Source organism: Amycolatopsis sp. DG1A-15b (genome assembly GCF_030285645.1).
Taxonomy (GTDB): domain Bacteria; phylum Actinomycetota; class Actinomycetes; order Mycobacteriales; family Pseudonocardiaceae; genus Amycolatopsis.
Map to the genome: position 1 here is coordinate 4377871 of NZ_CP127296.1, position 16995 is coordinate 4394865.

Sequence of the window (16995 nt, forward strand, 5' to 3'; positions counted from 1 at the left end):
GTCATTCGCTTTCGTTGGTCTGCAGGGCGCGCAACTGAGCCTCGGACATACTGTCGACCTCGGCCGTGACAGCCTGCTCCACGACGCGTGCGAGGTCCGCGACGGTCGGGTTGGCCATCAGTTCGCCCAGTGGGACACGAACGCCGGTCGCTGCCCAGATCCGGCCGGTCAGCGTGGCAGCCAGCAGGGAATGGCCTCCCAGGAGGAAGAAGTCGTCGTGCGCACCGACCACGTCGGTGTGCAGGATCTCCGCCCACACCTCCGCCAGCACCTCCTCCACGGGGGTGCGCGGGGCGGTGTACGGCGGCCGGGCAGGCACCTCCGGATCGGGCAACCGGTCGCGGTCGACCTTGCCCGTCGGCAGCAACGGCATGTCGTCCAAAACGGTCACCGCAGCCGGAACCATGTTGTCGGGCAGCGTCTTCTTCAGCTCTTCGAGCAACTCGACCGGCCGCTGCCCGTCGGTGGACGTCACGTATGCGAAGATCCGCGTGTCCCCATCGGCGTCCGTACGGGCAACAACAGCCGCCGCGCAGACGCCGGGCAGCCGGACGAGGCCGGCCTCGATCTCGCCGAGTTCGACCCGCACGCCGCGGACCTTCACCTGGTTGTCGGCGCGACCGAGAAATTCGAGGTCACCGCTCGGCAGCCACCGAACCAGGTCCCCCGTCCGGTACAACCGCGCGCCGTGCTGCGCCGGAACGAACCGCTCCGCGGTCAAAGCGGGCTTGCCTACGTACCCTCTGGCCACTTCGGCGCCGCCGATGTACAGCTCACCGGCCACCCCGACGGGAACGGTCGAACCGTGTGGTCCCACCACCCGCAGGGACCGGTCGCCCAGCGGGCGTCCGATGGGTACGCGTGTCCGCGGTGCGTCGCCGTGTCCGGCCTCGAACGTCGTCGCGGTGATGGTGGTTTCGGTGGGACCGTACGCGTTCAAGATCCGGACTTCGGGATGTCGCTCGCGCCACAGAGCCAGGACTGCCGGCGGCAGGACGTCGCCGCCGAAAATGAGCAATCGCAACGATTCCAGGTCGGCCTGGCTTGGCTGCCTGATCCACTGCTGCGCGTACGCCGGAGTCACGTTGACCACCGAAAGTCGGTGCCGGTGAATCTGCTCGGTCAGTTCGGCGGGCGTCCACAACGGGTCGGGCCTCAGCACCACCCGAGCGCCGACCGCCAACGTCGGAAACACCTGCTCCACGGCAGGGTCGAAGGCGAAGGACGCGAAACACAGCACCCGGTCGTCGGCGCCGATTCGGTAGCTTTCCGTCACTGCGCGGACCTGGCGGGCCAGCGCTCGGTGCTCCACCGCAACGCCTTTGGGCAGTCCGGTCGAGCCCGAGGTGTAGAGCACGTACGCCAGAGCGTCCGCCGGGCACGCCCACTCCGGATCTGTCGCGGGCTGGGCCGCGATCGTGTCGGCGTGTTCGGACAGGCTGAGCACGGGTACGTCCAGGCCTTCCGCTGTGGAATCGGTGATCACGAGCCTGGCGGCGGAGTCGCTGACCATGTAGGCGAGCCTTGGTCTGGGATACGTGGTGTCCAAGGGAATCCAAGCACCGCCCGCCTTCCACACAGCCACCATGGCCACGACCATGTCGACACCGCGGTCGAGCAACAGGCCTATTACGGTTTCGCCGGTCACCCCGGCGGCGCGCAGGTGGCGAGCGAGCTTGTTAGCGCGTTCGTTCAACTGCCCGTACGTCACCTGGGTGTCCTGGCAGACCAATGCAACAGTGTCCGGCGTGAGGGCTGCCTGCCGTGCGATGGTCAGATGTACCGCCTCGGCTCCGTCCGCCCGGACCGGCTCTTCGGCCGGCGGTGTCACGAGACCTTCGGGGACTCGTACCGCGGCGGCAGGATCGGCTGCCATGTCGTGAAGGATGTCGAGGTACATGTCGGCGAGCCGCTCGGCTGTCTCGGCCGGCACGTGGGCCACATCCGCCTGCAGGACGAAGGCGCTCGACTCGGCGTCACACACGAGCGGCATGCTGATCCGCGAGACCCCGAAGTAGTCCGATCTCGCCTCGTCCGGCAGGCGGTGGAAGTTGACGTAGTTGAACGCGACCTCCACGGCCGCCGCGGCACGTCCAGCCCGGTGCATTTCGGCGAACGGGAACCGGCGGTGCGGCAGCAATTCCCGCTCCGCCTCGAAGGCGGCGCGGATCAGCTGCAACCAGGTACCGGCACCGGACGCGAAGCCATACGGGACCGTGTTGAGGAACAGGCCGCCTACCTGTTCTGCGCCCGGCTCGTCCGGCCTGCCGTTGGTCACCAATCCAATCGAGTGAGCGCCCTCGTCCTGCCCGAAAACACCCATCAGGTGGTAGAAGGCGGCGAGCAGGATCGACTTGTACGGCACGTCGGCAGCTTTGGCCAGTTCGTGCAGCCGCGGTTCCAGTTCGCCGAACTCGTGTAGAACCTCGTGGAACACCTGTGCCCCGCGTTGCCGAGTCCCGGCGGACACCCGGATGGCCCGCAGGCGCTGCAGCCGGTCACGCCAGAACTCCTTCGCCGCGGACGAGGCGGCCGCCTCTCGTTCCGCCACCACGTGGTCGGCAAAACGCAGCGGCGGCACGGCCGGTCGCGGAGTCCGGCCGTGAACGAGCGCGTTGTGCAGGTCGATCGCGTCACCGATCAGGGACGTCAGGCTCCAGCCGTCCAGGATCGCGTGACAGTCGGTGACAGTGAGCCGGATGTCCAGCTCGGTCAGCCGGTGGACGAACAGCCGCAGCAGTGGCGACGTGCCCAGGTCCAACCGGACCTGCTTCTCCTCCTCGACGTGGTCCCGTACCGCGCGCTGCTGGTCCTCCGGCGACCGGCCGCGTAGATCCTGCACATCGACGCGCAGCTGCGTGACGCGATGAACCAGCTGAAGCGCAACGCTGTAGCGGTCGAAGTCGAACGATGTGCGCAGTACTTCGTGCCGCTCGACGAGCAGGTCGACCGCCCGCTGGAAGGCATCGGGATCGAATCCGGGGATCCGCAGGTGGTAGTTGGTGATGTTCAGGTAGGCTGCCCGGTCCTGGTCGAGCAGGTACTCGTGCAGCATGCCCGCCTGCATCGTGGTGAGCGGGTAGGCGTCGACCACGTCGGCAGGAAGCGCCGCACGGTCCTCATCGGACACCAGAGCCCACGGCAGGACCGACGGGCGGCGTGGGGTGGGGACGTTGGCCTCGGCCACGGTGGCGAGTTGCCGGAGTTTGCGGGCACGGAACACGTCAGGCACGGTGAGGCCGAGCCCGGCACGCCTGGCCAGCCCGACCACTCGCAACGCCATGATGGAGTCCCCGCCGATGTCGAAGAACCCGTCCTCGACGCCGATGTCCGCCACTCCCAGCACCTCTGCCCAGATTCCGGCCAGCTTCCGCTCGGTCGGAGTGGCCGGCTCGACACGGTCCGCCCGCGCTGCGAACACCGGCTCGGGCAACGCCGCGCGGTCGATTTTGCCGCTGGGCAGCGTCGGGAACTGGGCAACTTCGACGATCTGTGCGGGAACCAGGTACGCGGGCAGCACCGATTGCAGGTACGTGCGCAGGTCCGGCAGTTCTCCACCACCGGAACGGACGTAGCCGATGATCCTGCGCTCGCCGTCGACGTCCTCTCGGACGGTGGCCACCGCCTGGCCGACGACTGCGTGCGCAGCCAGCACGGCCTCCACCTCACCGAGTTCGACCCGGTACCCGCGGACCTTCACCTGGTTGTCGACCCGGCCGAGGAACTCCAGGAACCCATCCGGCGACCACCGCACCAGGTCACCGGTCCGGTACAGCCGCGCACCCGGGCCGCCGAACGGATCAGGGACGAACCGCTCTGCGGTGAGATCGGGTCGCCCGAGGTACCCGCGTGCCAGGCAGCCACTGAGGTGGAGTTCGCCGGTCGCGCCTGCGGGCACGGGCAGGCCGGAGCTGTCGAGCACGCAACCGCGCCGACCGGCCAACGGCAGTCCGATCGGTACCCGCGCCCGGGAGGTCCCGGCGGGGATCTCGTACGCCGTGGCGATCACGGTCGTTTCGGTCGGACCGTAGGCGTTCACCAGCCGCACTGCGGACATGTGCTGCTGCCAGCGAGCCGTGGCCGTCGTCGAGACGACATCGCCGCCGAGGACGAGCAGACGCAGGCGCCCCACGTCCCGCACGACGTCGTCCTCAGCCAGCTCCGCTGCCCACGTCTCCCAGTACGAGGGTGGGAGTTCCAGCACGGAGACGGCCTCGGTGCGGATCACCGCGGTCAGTTCCCGCGGTGTCCAGACCGTCGCCGGGCGCAGCACGACCTTCGCCCCGGCTGCCAAGGGGCAGAAGATCTGCTGCACAGAGGCGTCGAAACTGAAGGACGCGAACGCGAGCATCGTGTCGGCGGCCGTGAGTTCGAACAGGTCGCGTGCCGCGAGCACGTGCTCGATGAGTGACCGGTGATCGACGGCGACTCCCTTGGGCCGGCCGGTCGAGCCGGACGTGTAGATCACGTAAGCCAGGGACGAGGCATCGGGTGTCCACTCGGGATATTCCGGGAGATCGGCCGGCGGATCTTGGTCGTACGCCAGCAGTGGCGCGTTCGTACGGGCGGCAACACCGGTCAGCGCCCGCGCCGTGATCACCAGTGCCACGCCGGAGTCCTCGGCCATGAACCGCAGCCGGTCGGCGGGATACTCCGGGTCCAGTGGCACGTATGCGCCGCCGGCCTGCCAGACCGCCACCATCGCCACGACCGCGTCGACACCGCGGCCGAGGCACAGGCCGACACGTGTTTCGCGGCCCACACCGGCCGAACGCAGCTGATGGGCCAGTCGAGTCGCCCGGTGGACGAGGTCGCGGTAGGTCAGTTCGACGCCGTCGCAGGCCAGTGCGACCGCGTTCGGATCCGCCACGGCGTGGTCGGCGATCAGCTGCGCCACAGACCGCGTCGGCTCGGCGGCGGGATCCGGTGCGATCGGCAGAGCTCGGCGGCGATCGATGGCGTCCAGGAGATCCAGCTCGCTCAGCCGCCGGCCGGGGTCGGCCACCACCTGGCCGAGCACCTGCAGGAACAGCTCGATCAGCCGCCGCACGGTCCCTGCTGCGAACAAGTCCGGACTGTAGAGCACGAACCCCTGTCCCTCCGGGGAAACGTGCATCGACACGTCGAATCGGGCGGCGCCCAGGTTGAGCTCGACCGGCTCGCCGGTCGCCGTGCCGAGCGAGACCTGGCCGGTGACGAACTCCTCCAGCGCGAACATCATCTGGACCAGGGGGTTGCGGCTGAGGTCACGCTCCGGACGGATGCGTTCGACCAGCTTGTCGAACGGCAGCTCCTGGTGGTCGAATGCGGCGAGTGTCGCCTCCCGCACCCGGTCGAGCAGCTCGGTGAACGCAGGATCGCCGGACACGTCCGTGCGCAGGACGACCGTGTTGACGAACAGGCCGATCAGCCCGTCGACCTCGGGACGGCCGCGACCGGCGACCGGCGTGCCGACAGCGATGTCGTGCTGACCGCTGTAACGCGAGAGCACCACGAGGTAGACCGACAGCAACGTCATGAACAACGTGGTGCTGTGCTGCTTGGCAAGACGGGACACGTCGGCCAACAGCTCCGGTGGGATCACGAACTCCTCGACGTCGCCACGACCGGTCCACTCGGCGGGCCTGCTCAGGTCCGACGGCAGCTCCACCGGTCGCAAACCGGCCAGCTCATCACCCCAGAAAGAGAGCAGACGGTCCATTGTGCCGCCGGAGAGCCAGTTGCGTTGCCATACGGCGAAATCCCGATACTGGATCACCGGCTCGGGCAGGTCCAGCGTGACGCCGGCGGACCGCGCCGCATAGCTCGCCGCGAGCTCGTCCTGGAAGATGCCCACCGACCACCCGTCGAAGACCAGGTGGTGGAACACGACCACGAACAGGTGCTCATCCGGTCCGGTCCGGAGAAGCGTGCCGCGAACGAGCGACTCGCTGTCGAGGTCGAACGGCGCACTGGCGAAGCCGAGCGCTGCACGCCGAACTTCCTGCTCGGCGCAGCTCGAGAGGTCCGCTTGCCGAAGCCGGAAAGCCGGCTCGTTAGCCACCGCCACGCGGTGATGTCCGCTGTCGTCGTTGACGATGCGGCTGCGTAGCACACTGTGCCGTTCACACACGTCACGCACGGCCGCCTCCAGCCGGTCGGCCGAGATCGGTCCCCTCAGCCTGTAGGCGATCGGCACGTGGTACTCGTGACTCGCCGGGTTCGCTTCCCACAGGAACCTGATCTGTTCCTGCGCAAACGATGGCCTGCTGGTTGCCTCCGCGGACGCACGGCCGATCATCGCGCCGGGCTGCGGCGGCACGGACAGCAGATGCTCGGCGTAGGCGGCCACTGTGGGGTGGTCGAACACAGTCCGAACCCGCACCGCACGGTGCAGACGTGCCTCGACCCGTCCGGCGAGCGTCGTGGCCACGAGCGAATGTCCGCCCAGTTCGAAGAAGTCATCGTCGACACCGACGCGAGCGACGCCGAGGACCTCGGCCCAGACGTTCGCCAATTGCTGCTCCAGTGGCGTGCGGGGGTCGACGTAGGGCGCCGATCGCACGGACTCCATTGCGTTGAGCGCTTCCAGGTCGACCTTCGCGCTCGGCAACAGCGGTAAGTCATCCACGATGGACACCCTGGCCGGAATCATGAACCCCGGCAGGGTCGCGCGAGCGAAGTCGCGCACCTCGACGGCGGTCACCACGTGCCCGGCGCCAGGCACGACGTACGCGTGGATCCGTTGCCCGCCGACGACAGTCGCGGCGACGACGCCGGGGTGCCTGCGCAGCGCGGCCTCGATCTCGCCCAGTTCGATCCGGAAACCACGCAGGTTCACCTGCCGGTCCGTCCGGCCGACAAACTCCAGGTCGCCGTGCGCTGCCCAGCGGACCAAGTCGCCGGTCCGGTACATCCGGCTGCCCGGCGGCCCCCAAGGATCGGGGACGAACTGCTCGGCGGTCAGGCCCGGGCAGCCGATGTACCCTCGTGCCACCCCCAGGCCGCCGATGTTCAGTTCGCCGACCTGGCCGGCCTCGACCGCGGCGCCGTGCTCGTCAAGCACGTACAAAGTCCGCTCCCCCAATGCACGGCCGATCGGAACGGTCTTCGTGACAATCGGCTCACGCACCACGAAAGCTGTCGCCGATACAGTGGTCTCGGTCGGCCCGTAGGTGTTCGTCACCGGCACGCCTGGGAACAGACGCTGCCACGCCTCCAACGCGGTGACCGGGACGACGTCACCACCGAGGATCATGGCGCGCAACGAGCCCAGGTCTTCGACGGATGCGGCGGACAACTCGCCGATCCACCGTTCCCAATACGCCGGAGCCAGTTCCATCACCGAAACGCGGTGATGACTGATCTGCTCGTTGAGCTCGGCCGCGGTCCACACGTCGGAATCGCGGAGCACCACCTTCGCCCCCACGCTCAACGCGGGGAAGATCTGCTCGACCGAGGCGTCGAAGCTGAAGGAGGACGAGCTCAGCACGCAGTCGCCGGGTGTGAGGGCGAGCAGTTCGGCCGCGGCCGTGCGGACGTGCGCGGTGAAACACCGGCGGTCCACCGCCACGCCTTTCGGTGTGCCCGTCGACCCGGACGTGTAGATCACATAGGCGAGAGAGTCCGGGGTGGACCGTGAACCGACGTCGCCGACCGGCCGGGCTGCGAGCTCGGCGCGGGCGGTGTCGATGTCGACGACTTCCGCCGACAGGCCGGTCACCAATCCTGCCGCCAGGGACTCGGTCAGCAGCACCGACGCACCGCTGTCCGCAGCCATGAACCGCAACCGCTCCACGGGGTACTCCGGGTCGAGCGGCACGTACGCGCCGCCCGACTTCAGCACCGCGAGCATCGCGACCACCATCCGGGGACCGCGGGTGAAGCACAGGCCGACGCGCGCCTCGGGCCCCACCCCCACCGCCACGAGGTGGTGAGCGAGTTGGTTCGCCCACTCGTTCAGCTCACGATAGGTCAGCTCAAGGCCCGCACCCACGACAGCCACCGCGTCGGGGTTCTCCGCCGCACACGCGGCGATCAGGTCGTGGACACACGAATACACTGCCAGCTCCCACTGTTCGTTCCACACCACCGTGAGTCAGGCGGCAGTCAATTGCTCTGCGCGGCGGCTTCCATGCGCAGGCGAAGACTCTTCGGACGCATGTCCGTCCACACCCGCGAGATATGGTCGAGACATTCCTGCTTGGCGCCGGTCGTCCCTTCGGCGAACCAACCCGAGGGAATCTCCCGATCGGTTCGCCAGATCGAATACTGTTCCTCGTCGTTCAGCACGACCTGGTAAACGGTCGCGGTCGAATCGATCTCCGACATGGACACCTCTCAGCACAGCCGATGAGTTGAAAAAGCAGGACCAAATCACGATCACTACATCCAGTGTGACTGGTTCACCAAACCGGGTTCCGACAGTGGACCGGCGTCATCACGCCGGAGAATTCCCTGGTCAACGGGGATAAAAAGGCTGACGCACCGGACAACTACGAGTTCTCTGCGGATCAGCGGCTTTTCGGAGCCACGCGCCGGAGCGAGGCACTGTGCAACACCGGCTTTTCCATCGCGTGACCGGACGACAGTCCAGCGGCCCGACCGGACAGAATGGCGTGCTGGACACCGCGGAGCTGGCTCCCGGGTTCGACGCCGAGTTCGGTGACGAGCCTTAGGCGAATGATCTGATAAACCTGCAGGGCCGCCGCCTGCTGACCGGTTCCGGCCAACGCGATCATCAGACGGGCGTGCATGCCCTCGTCGAGTCGTTCCCGATCGGCGAGGCTGCGCAGCAACGGCAGGAGTTCCTCCTGACGGCCGAGCCGGGCGGAGACGTCGGCCCACTCCTGCAGAGCCGCGTGCCGCTGCGAAACCAAAGCGGTGACCACCGGGTGTTCCTGCAGACCGGGCAGATCCGCGAGCGGGTCGTCCGACCACAGCCCCAGTGCCTGCCGATACGCGAGGAAAGCGAGTTCCAGGTCACCAGCTCTGCAGTGCCGGCGCGCGACCTCCGCCAACGCGCGGAACGCCACGACGTCGAGCTGGTCGTCGGCCAGGTCGAGCCGGTACCCGCCACCGGCAGCGACCAGAGCCACGTCACCGCCGCCAGGCGCGGGTCCGGCCTGCTGCATGCGTTGCCGAACCCGCGCCACGTAGGTCTGGATGAGCTCCGCGGCGGTCGCAGGCGGTTCACCACCCCAGATCACGTCCACCATTTCGACCCGGCCGACGGAACTGCCGTTCTTCAACCCCAGCAGGGCGAGGATGGTGCGCTGCCGCACCGATCCCAGATTCACCGTCGCGCCCTTGACCTGCATCGAGACCGGACCCAGCAGCCGCAGGCAGAAGTCCTGCGCCAGCACTGGCCCCCGCCTGCCGAGCTGGATCAGCTCGGTCGCCTCGAGCCCGGACAGGTCCAGCGCCTCGGCGAGTCCGCGCAGAGTGGTCACCCGGGGCCGGACGATCCGGCCCTGCTCGACGTCACGCAGGCTGCCCACGCTGATGTCGGCCCGCGCGGCCACTTCATCCTGCGTCCAGTTGCCACGCAGCCGGTGCTCGCGAACCACATCGCTCAACTGCCGCAAATCGAACGTACGAATGCCTGTCACAATTCCCCCACCACAAATCCTGCAAGCCCGTGTGTTCAGGGTGTTTTGGCGTGGCGCCGCCGACGTACCCGCGACCGCCGGTCGCTCGGATCGTGCTGCTCCGGCGCAGGTGGTCGCCCACAGGCCGGCTTTGTCCCGCCTCGTCGTTCGCCCCGGTCACAGGACGCAGACAGCTGCGCTTGGACTCGGCGGACCTGACCCATGCGGCCCACGGGAATGCCTAGTCGTCGTCGGCAGCCAACACGGTCCCGATCGGTTCGCCGGCCACGAGACACCCTTCAGTCGGAAACTCGGCTAGTCACGTCCTCAGGCTGCCCGAAGCCGATATCCGTCCGATATCCACGGGCGGGAGCGGCGGATATCGAGCTGGCCGGCGCCCCGCCCTCCGCCTCGAACCGGGAGGACGGCGGCGGTCGACTACCTCCGTGTGCCTGCGGCCTCGCCCCGCTCAGGTGGATAATTCGGGCGTGGACGAGGTCAGCATCGATGTACTCGGGCCCCTTGTGGTAACGGTCAACGGCGCCCCTTGCACGCTCAGCGGAAGTCGTCAGAAGCGGCTGCTGGCGTTCCTCCTCATTCGCGCGAACACGGCAATTTCACCCGATCAGGTGATTGACGCACTCTGGGACGACGAGCCGCCCGCGACGGCTCTGAGCCAGGTGCGCAACGCCGTCGCCAAGCTCCGGCGCGATCTCGGCCGCGCCGGAGCCACGGTGGTTACCGACTCCCGCAGCTACCGCCTGCGCATCGACGACGACCAAGCTGACATGCTGCGGTTCTCCCGCTCGGTGAAGCGCGCCCGCGAACTGGTCCGCGCCGGAGCGAACGACGACGCCCTCGAGGCCGTGCGCGCGGGACTGTCCCTGTGGCGGGGACCCGCGTTCACCGGACTGGACGGCCGGGTGTTCGAGGAGGCTGCGGCATCTCTGGCCGAGCAACGGCTCGCTGCCCGTGAACTGCTGATCCACCTGCGGGTGGCCACCGGCGATACGGCTGATCTGGTCGCTGAACTGTCCGTGTTCACCGCCGAGCACCCGACCAGCGAGCCGTTCGTCGCGCAGCTGATGGCCGCGCTGTGCCGTGAAGGCAGGCAGGCGGATGCGCTGCGCGCGTACGAGCGGCATCGGGTCCGGTTGGCCGACGAACTCGGGGTCGACCCCGGCCCCGAGTTGCGCGACCTGCACGAACGCGTGCTGCGCGGCGACATCGCGCTCACGGCGACGCTGGTCACCGATCCCTCGGCCGTGGAACCTCGATCCCTGCCCCGCGACCTCCCGGACTTCACCGGCCGCCAGGACGACGTCCGCCACCTCGTCGTCCTGCTAGAGCAGGCATCCGACACCGCCGTGATCATCTCGGCGATCGACGGAATGCCGGGGATTGGGAAGACCACCCTGGCCGTGCGGGTCGGTCACCTGACCCAGAGCCGGTTTCCGCATGGGCAGCTGTTCGTCGACCTGCACGGCCACACGCCCGGGCGGCGGCCGTTAGCACCGGACGCGGCGCTCGACGTGCTGCTGCGAGGGGTCGGTGTGCTGCCCGAGAAGATCCCGGAGGGCCTGGACCTCCGGGCGGGCCTGTGGCGCTCGGTAATGGCTGACCGGCGGATGCTCGTCGTCCTGGACAATGCCGCCGACACCGCACAGGTGCGTCCCCTGCTCCCGGCCTCACCCGGGGTTCGGGTGCTGGTGACGAGCAGGCGCCGGCTCGCCGTTCTGGAGGGTGCGTCCTTACTTTCCATCGACGTGATGCCGCCGAACGACGCCGCCCGGCTGTTCTGCCGGGTCGCGAACGTGCAGTCCGCGGATGGGCCGGTCGCCGACGTGGTGGCGCTGTGCGGCTACCTGCCCCTCGCCATCCGGATCGCCGCGTCCCGGCTGCGCAGCAGACCGCGGTGGACGATCTCGCACCTTGCGGACCTCCTGCGCGACGAAACCCGCCGGCTGGCCGAGCTGGCCGCGGAAGACCGCAGTGTCCGCACAGCCTTCGCCGTTTCCTACGACAATCTGCCCGCTTCGACGCAGCGGTCCTTCCGGCTACTGGGCCTGCTGCCCGGCGGTGACTTCGGGGTGCACGCCGCCGCCGCTGCCACGGCCCTGCCGCTGGCCGACGCACGCCAGAGGCTTGAAGAGCTGGTTGACATCAACCTGCTCGTCAACCGTGCTCCCGGCCGCTACCTGTTCCACGACCTGCTGCGCCAGTTCGCCCGCTCGCTCTGCGCCGAAGAGGAACGCGTCGAAGCGATCGGCCGCGTCGTGGCGTATTACCTCGACCTCGGATACACGGCCGGACAAGTGGCGCACCCGGTGGGGACCGAGGAGCGGAGGTGGGGGCGCCACCCGCTGCCGGACATGACCACGGCGCACGAAGTGCGATCGGTGGTCGACACCGAGCACGTCACCATCGCCGAGCTGATCGACTTGGCCGGCGAGCACGGGCTGTCGGAGCAGACCGCCGAGCTGGCGTCGTTGTTCGGGCCGGTTCTGCAGCGTCAAGGCTATCTGAGCGAGGCGTTGGCCGCCTATGAAGCCGGCCTCGCGGCCGGGGTATCCCGGGAGGTCGAAGCGGACCTGTACCGGGGCCTCGGGAAGTCCCTGATAACCGCTCGTCGCCTGGACGCCGCGCTGAGGGCGCTGCGCGCGGGACTCGCGCTCGAACAGGAGCTCGGCAACGACCGCGGCGCCGGTCGCGCGTATTGCAATCTCGGGATCGCGCACTTCCGCCTGGGCCGTTTCCTCGATGCGCGAACCAGCTTGCAGCAGGCACTCACGCTGCTGAGGAAGGCAGGGACGCCGTTCGACAAGGCCGCGGCCTTGATCAACCTCGCTGCCACGCACATTGCTCTTGGCGACTACGCCAACGCCATCTCCGCCGCCACGAAGGTGCTGGCACAAGGCCCCGTTCTGAACAACCCGCACATCCAGGCGGTGGCCTTCTACAACCTCGGCCACGCCCAGCTCTGCTGCGGAGACACCGACGCCGCGCTACACAACCTCGAACGGTCGAAGACCATCAGCCGAGAGATCGGCGCGACTGAGATCGAAAGCCGCAACCTCTACACCATCGCGGACAGCCACCGCCAATGTCGCGAGTTCACCGCCGCCCTCAACGGAGCCCGCGCGGCCCTCATCCTCGCCCGCCGCATAGGCGACCGCGACATCCAAAGCCACGCGCACGTGGTCCTCGGGAAAACCCACCTCGACCTCGGTGCCCCGGCCCTCGCTTCGGCGTGCTTCCGCGAGTCGCTGAGACTCACCGCCGACGATGGGGACAACTTGACCGAGGCCACAGCTCACGACGGCCTCGCCCGCATCGCCTACGACGAGCAGGACCTGCCTCGCGCGAAACACCATTGGCAAATCGCCTTGACCTGCGCGCACGCCGGCGGCCTCCCGCACCGCGAGCAGTATCGGCGCAACCTGGCCGACCTCGAGACCATGGCCGACCGACAGGCAGAATCTTGAGCAGCCAGCACGGTGAACCCGCCCTTGTCAGGCACATATTTCCAGACGTCGCCGTCGGGAACCCGCTGCGCAGTCGAGTAGTTATGTTCCGCTCACACTGAGCTCCGCGCCCAGCAGGCCGGCCGTCGAGCAGGGACAGCGCGCCTGCGGCGGCAGCAACGTCGCTGTGTGCCGCCGCATGTCGCCCACGAGACGATCTGCCCTTGCACGACGCTGGAGAACGCGGCGGACGTGGCCATGCACGAACCCGCACACCACTTGGCGCTGGCGGCATCGGTGGCCGCTGATGGGGAAGGTCAGATTCGGGCGGCGTCCCGGCAGCGGCGGAGGTGCTGGAAGCCCGGTGGTCCGACTCAGATCGGGTCCGGCCCGGACCACCGGGGGTTTGTGCCGACCGCCGCCATCGACGCACCGTCTCCGCCCCCGCAGTGCGCAACGGCGGGGATCTGCCCAGGTGAGCCCGGGTTAGTTGTCAACATGGTGGCCATGACGTCCACCGTCCTGCCGGCGGCGGCCTTTCCGATCCCCAGCGGTGCTAGCCCCACTGGGGCTTGACCACGCCGGGTGCCTCGACCGGGACGCGGGCGCGCCTGATGAGCCGCGGTCAAGCACCCGGAGGGTGCCCACAACGTTCGCGTCCCGGCCGGGCTAGCAGGTCCAGGTCGACTCCACGCCGATCGACGTGATGGTCCTGGTCACCGACGGCGTCCCGGTCCGCGCCGATCCGATGATCGCCGGCGACGTCGCTATCCGCACCATCGCCGCGGCAGTGCTGCGCCCGGTCGGCACCAAGGCCGTCGACGCGCCGCTGCTGGCCAGATGCTCGCCGGAACCGATGCGGGCCGGCTGGGCCAGGAGCTTGCAGATGTCCGCCTCGCGGCTGCCGTTCGAGCGGCCGGTCAGCATCGACGCCTCACCGCACGCAGATCGGACGTGGCACCACTGCTCCACACGGCTGAACACACTCAAATACTGCACCTGTGCGATACCCGGTACGCCGCTCAGCGCCAGGCAGATTTCAGCATCTGGACGGCCCAGGAAGCGAACGCACTGCTCCGGCCCGGCTCCCCACCGCCGGCCGCGCGCCTGGTACCCGGCTGCCGGAACGCAGCCGACGCTGCGGCTCGTACCAGGGCGGCTTTGACCTGCCGACACTGCTCAGCCACCTCACCGACGACCCGGCCTTGACACTAGAAGCATGCGAGATGGGCGCCGCCGGCCGGTTGCCAGCAAGTCGCCCGGCGAGCTGGGCAAGCACCGGGATCGTGGGCAGTTTCTGGCCGCGCTCGATCTGATAGAGGTAGTCCGGCGTAATGCCGGCAAGACCGGCGACGACCGTCTTCGTTCGGCGGGCCGCCGTGCGGTAGAACCGCACGCGATCACCAACCGTCCGCGGCCAACTGGTCGTTCACGATCTCGAGCCGCCTCGTCAGGCTTCTGAGCAGGTCGACTGGTATCGCGTCGCCTTGATCCGTCACGGCTGGCACACTCACGGCATGACCACGCTCGACGCCGCCCCACGGACTTGGTGCTGTGGGATATCGACCACACGCTCATCGAGACAAGGGGCATCAGCGGGCGATCTACGACAGGGCGTTTCCAGTGGCGACTGGCAAGCCGCTTGCCAAGCTGGCGACCATCGCGGGTCGAACCGAACTGGGCATCATGGCCGAGTCGCTGAGGGTCAACGGGCTGGAAGCAACCGACCGGGCCGTCCAGAAGCTGGCCGATGCCCTGATGCAGGGTTACGAGGACGCCCGCGACGGATTGGCCATCACCCGACGCGCTCTACCCGGTGCGCTGGAACGCTCAAGAAATTCGCTGCCGACCCCCTGATCCACCAGGCGATCCTCATCGGCAACCTGCGTGATGTGGCACGTATCAAACTAGAGGTGTTCGGCCCCGCCGCCCCCTCGACTTCGACAGCAGCGCCTTCGGCGACGCTCACGCTGAGCGCTCGGCGCTGGTCCAGATCGCACGACAACGAGCGGAGGTGAGAACTGGCGCATGCTTCGACCACGAGCAGGTTATGCTTATCGGGGACACGCCGAATGACGTCAGAGTCGGGCTGCCCGCAGGCGTGCGGGTCATCGATGTGGCCCCAGGTAAGACGAGTGAAGCCGAGTTGCTTCACGCCCGAGCGACTCGAGCGGCGCCTACACTGTCAGAGTTCCGACTAGCTTCGCCTCCGCGTCCTGAAGTCCGCCCACACTAGCGTGCAACAATGCGCCCTCAGGGAACCACTTTGCTGTGACATGGGAGAATAGAACTGTGTGGCCGTGGCAAGGCTGCCGCCGCGGAGCTCGCGCGTGGCCGTATTGGCCGCAGGGATGGGCTCGGGTTCGCGCGGCCGCCAGATCCAAGCCGTAGCCTGCCTGCTGAAGCGGCAGCGGTCGTCCGGTCGTCGGCGACCTGCTGCAACATCCTAGGGAGTCATTACAAGTGCTGAAGCCATTTTCGGGCAATAAGACGTCCCTGCGCGAGATCGTAAGCTCGGACGGCCCTGCCCTCTTCAAGATCGTGGGCGACGACCGCGTCACAAAATTCATGTCGTTCGATAGTCGCAGTCGCGAAGTTGCTCAGAAGTCGGCCGACGATGCGGTAGAGCGCGCCAGAAAAACACCAAGGACCGAATACTACTTGGCGATCACGCGTGTCGGTGACGATGAACTGATCGGCACTTGTCGTATCGCGTTCTCCGGCGTGCAGGCGGCGAAGCTCGGTTACATGGTCGCTGCGGATCACTGGGGGAACGGCTATGCGACTGACGCGGTCAGCGCCATACTCGACTTCGCTTTCCGGCAGCTCGACCGGCACCGCATCACGGCGGCAATCGGCCCGGAGAACTTTGCATCACAGGCTGTGGCCAAGCGCCTAGGCTTCTCGCGCGAAGGTGTACTACGTGATCACGTGTTCACCAACGGAGCATGGCGGGACTCGGTCCTCTTCTCGATCCTACGCCACGAATGGCTAAAGGTCTAAGAGCGTGTCTTACGTGGTGATTGATGCTGCGTGAGGGATGATCTTGGTGTGGTTGATCGGTTGTCGTTGCGGTTGGTGCCGGATGAGCTGTGGGAGCTGGCGGAGCCGTTGATCCCGGTGTTCGAGCCGCGTCCGCAGGGCGGTGGCACCGCTCCGGTGGACGCTCGCGCGGTGTTCACGGCGATCGTGTACGTACTGACCTGCGGGTGTGCGTGGCGGGATCTGCCGCCGTCGTTCGGGGTGCCGTTCCAGACCGCGCACCGCCGCTTCAGCCAATGGACCAAAGCCGGACTGTGGCGCCGGCTGCATCACGCGCTGCTGGACGAACTCGGCAGTCAGGGTCTCCTCGACTGGAGCCGCGCGATCGTCGATGGTGCCTGCGTACGCGCGAAAAAGGGGGCTCCCTGACCGGTCCCAGCCCGGTGGACCGCGGCAAGCCCGGCTCGAAGATCCACGCCCTGTCCGACCGCGCCGGGCTGCCGCTCGCAGTCGCCGTCTCCGCTGCCAACACCCACGACTCCCACGCCCTCAAACCGCTGGTGATGGCAATCCCGGCGATCAAGTCGCGCCGCGGTCCGCGGCGGCGCAGGCCGGCCAAGCTGCACGCCGACAAGGCCTACGACCAGCCCGACCTGCGGCGCTGGGTCCGCGACCGCGGCATCAAGGTCCGCATCGCCCGCAAAGGCATCGAATCCAAGGACAAACTCGGCAAACACCGCTGGGTAATCGAACGAACCATGGCCTGGTTCACCGGATACCGCCGCCTGACCCTGCGCTACGAACGCAAAGCCGAACACTTCCTCGCCTTCCTCATCCTCGGCGCCAGCCTCACCTGCTACAAGAAACTCCGCAAACTCACCACATGAGACACGCTCTAAGCGGCTCCTGCCGCGATGTCCGCCAGGAAATGCCAACGCCCCTCGACGCGTGGCACCCCTCCAACGCCGACAAGCATAGTT

Annotated in this window: 10 protein-coding genes; 5 read left to right on the forward strand and 5 right to left on the reverse strand. The window is 67.9% G+C overall.

Translation table 11 applies throughout. The annotated features are described in order from the left end of the window. Position 1: 1 nt before the first annotated feature. From QRY02_RS19845 to QRY02_RS19855, 3 genes are all read right to left on the reverse strand, one after another. A complete protein-coding gene (locus QRY02_RS19845; RefSeq protein ID WP_285993019.1) occupies positions 2–8068 on the reverse strand; it encodes a non-ribosomal peptide synthetase in 8067 nt (2688 codons plus the stop codon). A gap of 20 nt (positions 8069–8088) precedes the next feature. Next, a complete protein-coding gene (locus tag QRY02_RS19850) occupies positions 8089–8310 on the reverse strand; it encodes an MbtH family protein (protein ID WP_285993020.1) in 222 nt (73 codons plus the stop codon). A 182-nt stretch (positions 8311–8492) separates the two neighbouring features. Beyond that, positions 8493–9590 (reverse strand): BTAD domain-containing putative transcriptional regulator, encoded by a 1098-nt coding sequence (locus tag QRY02_RS19855; protein ID WP_285993021.1) that lies wholly within the window; start codon positions 9588–9590, stop codon positions 8493–8495. Positions 9591–10057: 467 nt separating this feature from the next. Between QRY02_RS19855 and QRY02_RS19860 the strand changes: the two genes are divergently transcribed. Next, the gene (locus tag QRY02_RS19860; RefSeq protein ID WP_285993022.1) at positions 10058–13054 is read left to right on the forward strand and encodes an AfsR/SARP family transcriptional regulator; all 2997 of its coding nucleotides are present in this window, start codon (positions 10058–10060) and stop codon (positions 13052–13054) included. A 648-nt stretch (positions 13055–13702) separates the two neighbouring features. Here QRY02_RS19860 and QRY02_RS19865 read toward each other — a convergent pair. After that, positions 13703–13960: a hypothetical protein gene (locus QRY02_RS19865; RefSeq protein WP_285993023.1), complete on the reverse strand. Its 258-nt coding sequence runs from the start codon at positions 13958–13960 to the stop codon at positions 13703–13705. Positions 13961–14072: 112 nt separating this feature from the next. After that, positions 14073–14429, reverse strand: a complete 357-nt coding sequence (locus QRY02_RS19870) for a helix-turn-helix domain-containing protein (RefSeq protein ID WP_285993024.1) — start codon at positions 14427–14429, stop codon at positions 14073–14075. Between the two features lie 227 nt (positions 14430–14656). Here QRY02_RS19870 and QRY02_RS19875 point away from each other — a divergent pair, with 227 nt between their 5' ends. The 4 genes from QRY02_RS19875 to QRY02_RS19890 all read left to right on the forward strand — a co-directional run bounded on the left by QRY02_RS19875 (position 14657) and on the right by QRY02_RS19890 (position 16902). Continuing rightward, complete coding sequence (locus QRY02_RS19875) at positions 14657–14890, forward strand: hypothetical protein (protein WP_285993025.1); 234 nt, start codon at positions 14657–14659, stop codon at positions 14888–14890. Positions 14891–15047: 157 nt separating this feature from the next. Further along, complete coding sequence (locus tag QRY02_RS19880; protein ID WP_285993026.1) at positions 15048–15269, forward strand: HAD hydrolase-like protein; 222 nt, start codon at positions 15048–15050, stop codon at positions 15267–15269. Between the two features lie 227 nt (positions 15270–15496). Then, positions 15497–16036 carry a GNAT family N-acetyltransferase gene (locus tag QRY02_RS19885; protein ID WP_285993027.1) on the forward strand — a complete coding sequence of 180 codons (540 nt, stop codon included), beginning with the start codon at positions 15497–15499 and terminating at the stop codon, positions 16034–16036. A gap of 48 nt (positions 16037–16084) precedes the next feature. After that, positions 16085–16902, forward strand: a protein-coding gene (locus QRY02_RS19890; protein WP_285993028.1) for an IS5 family transposase whose coding sequence is annotated in 2 segments (ribosomal slippage) — positions 16085–16427 and positions 16427–16902 — 819 coding nt in all. Because the reading frame shifts where the segments join, the coding sequence is not laid out codon by codon here. Positions 16903–16995 lie beyond the last annotated feature (93 nt).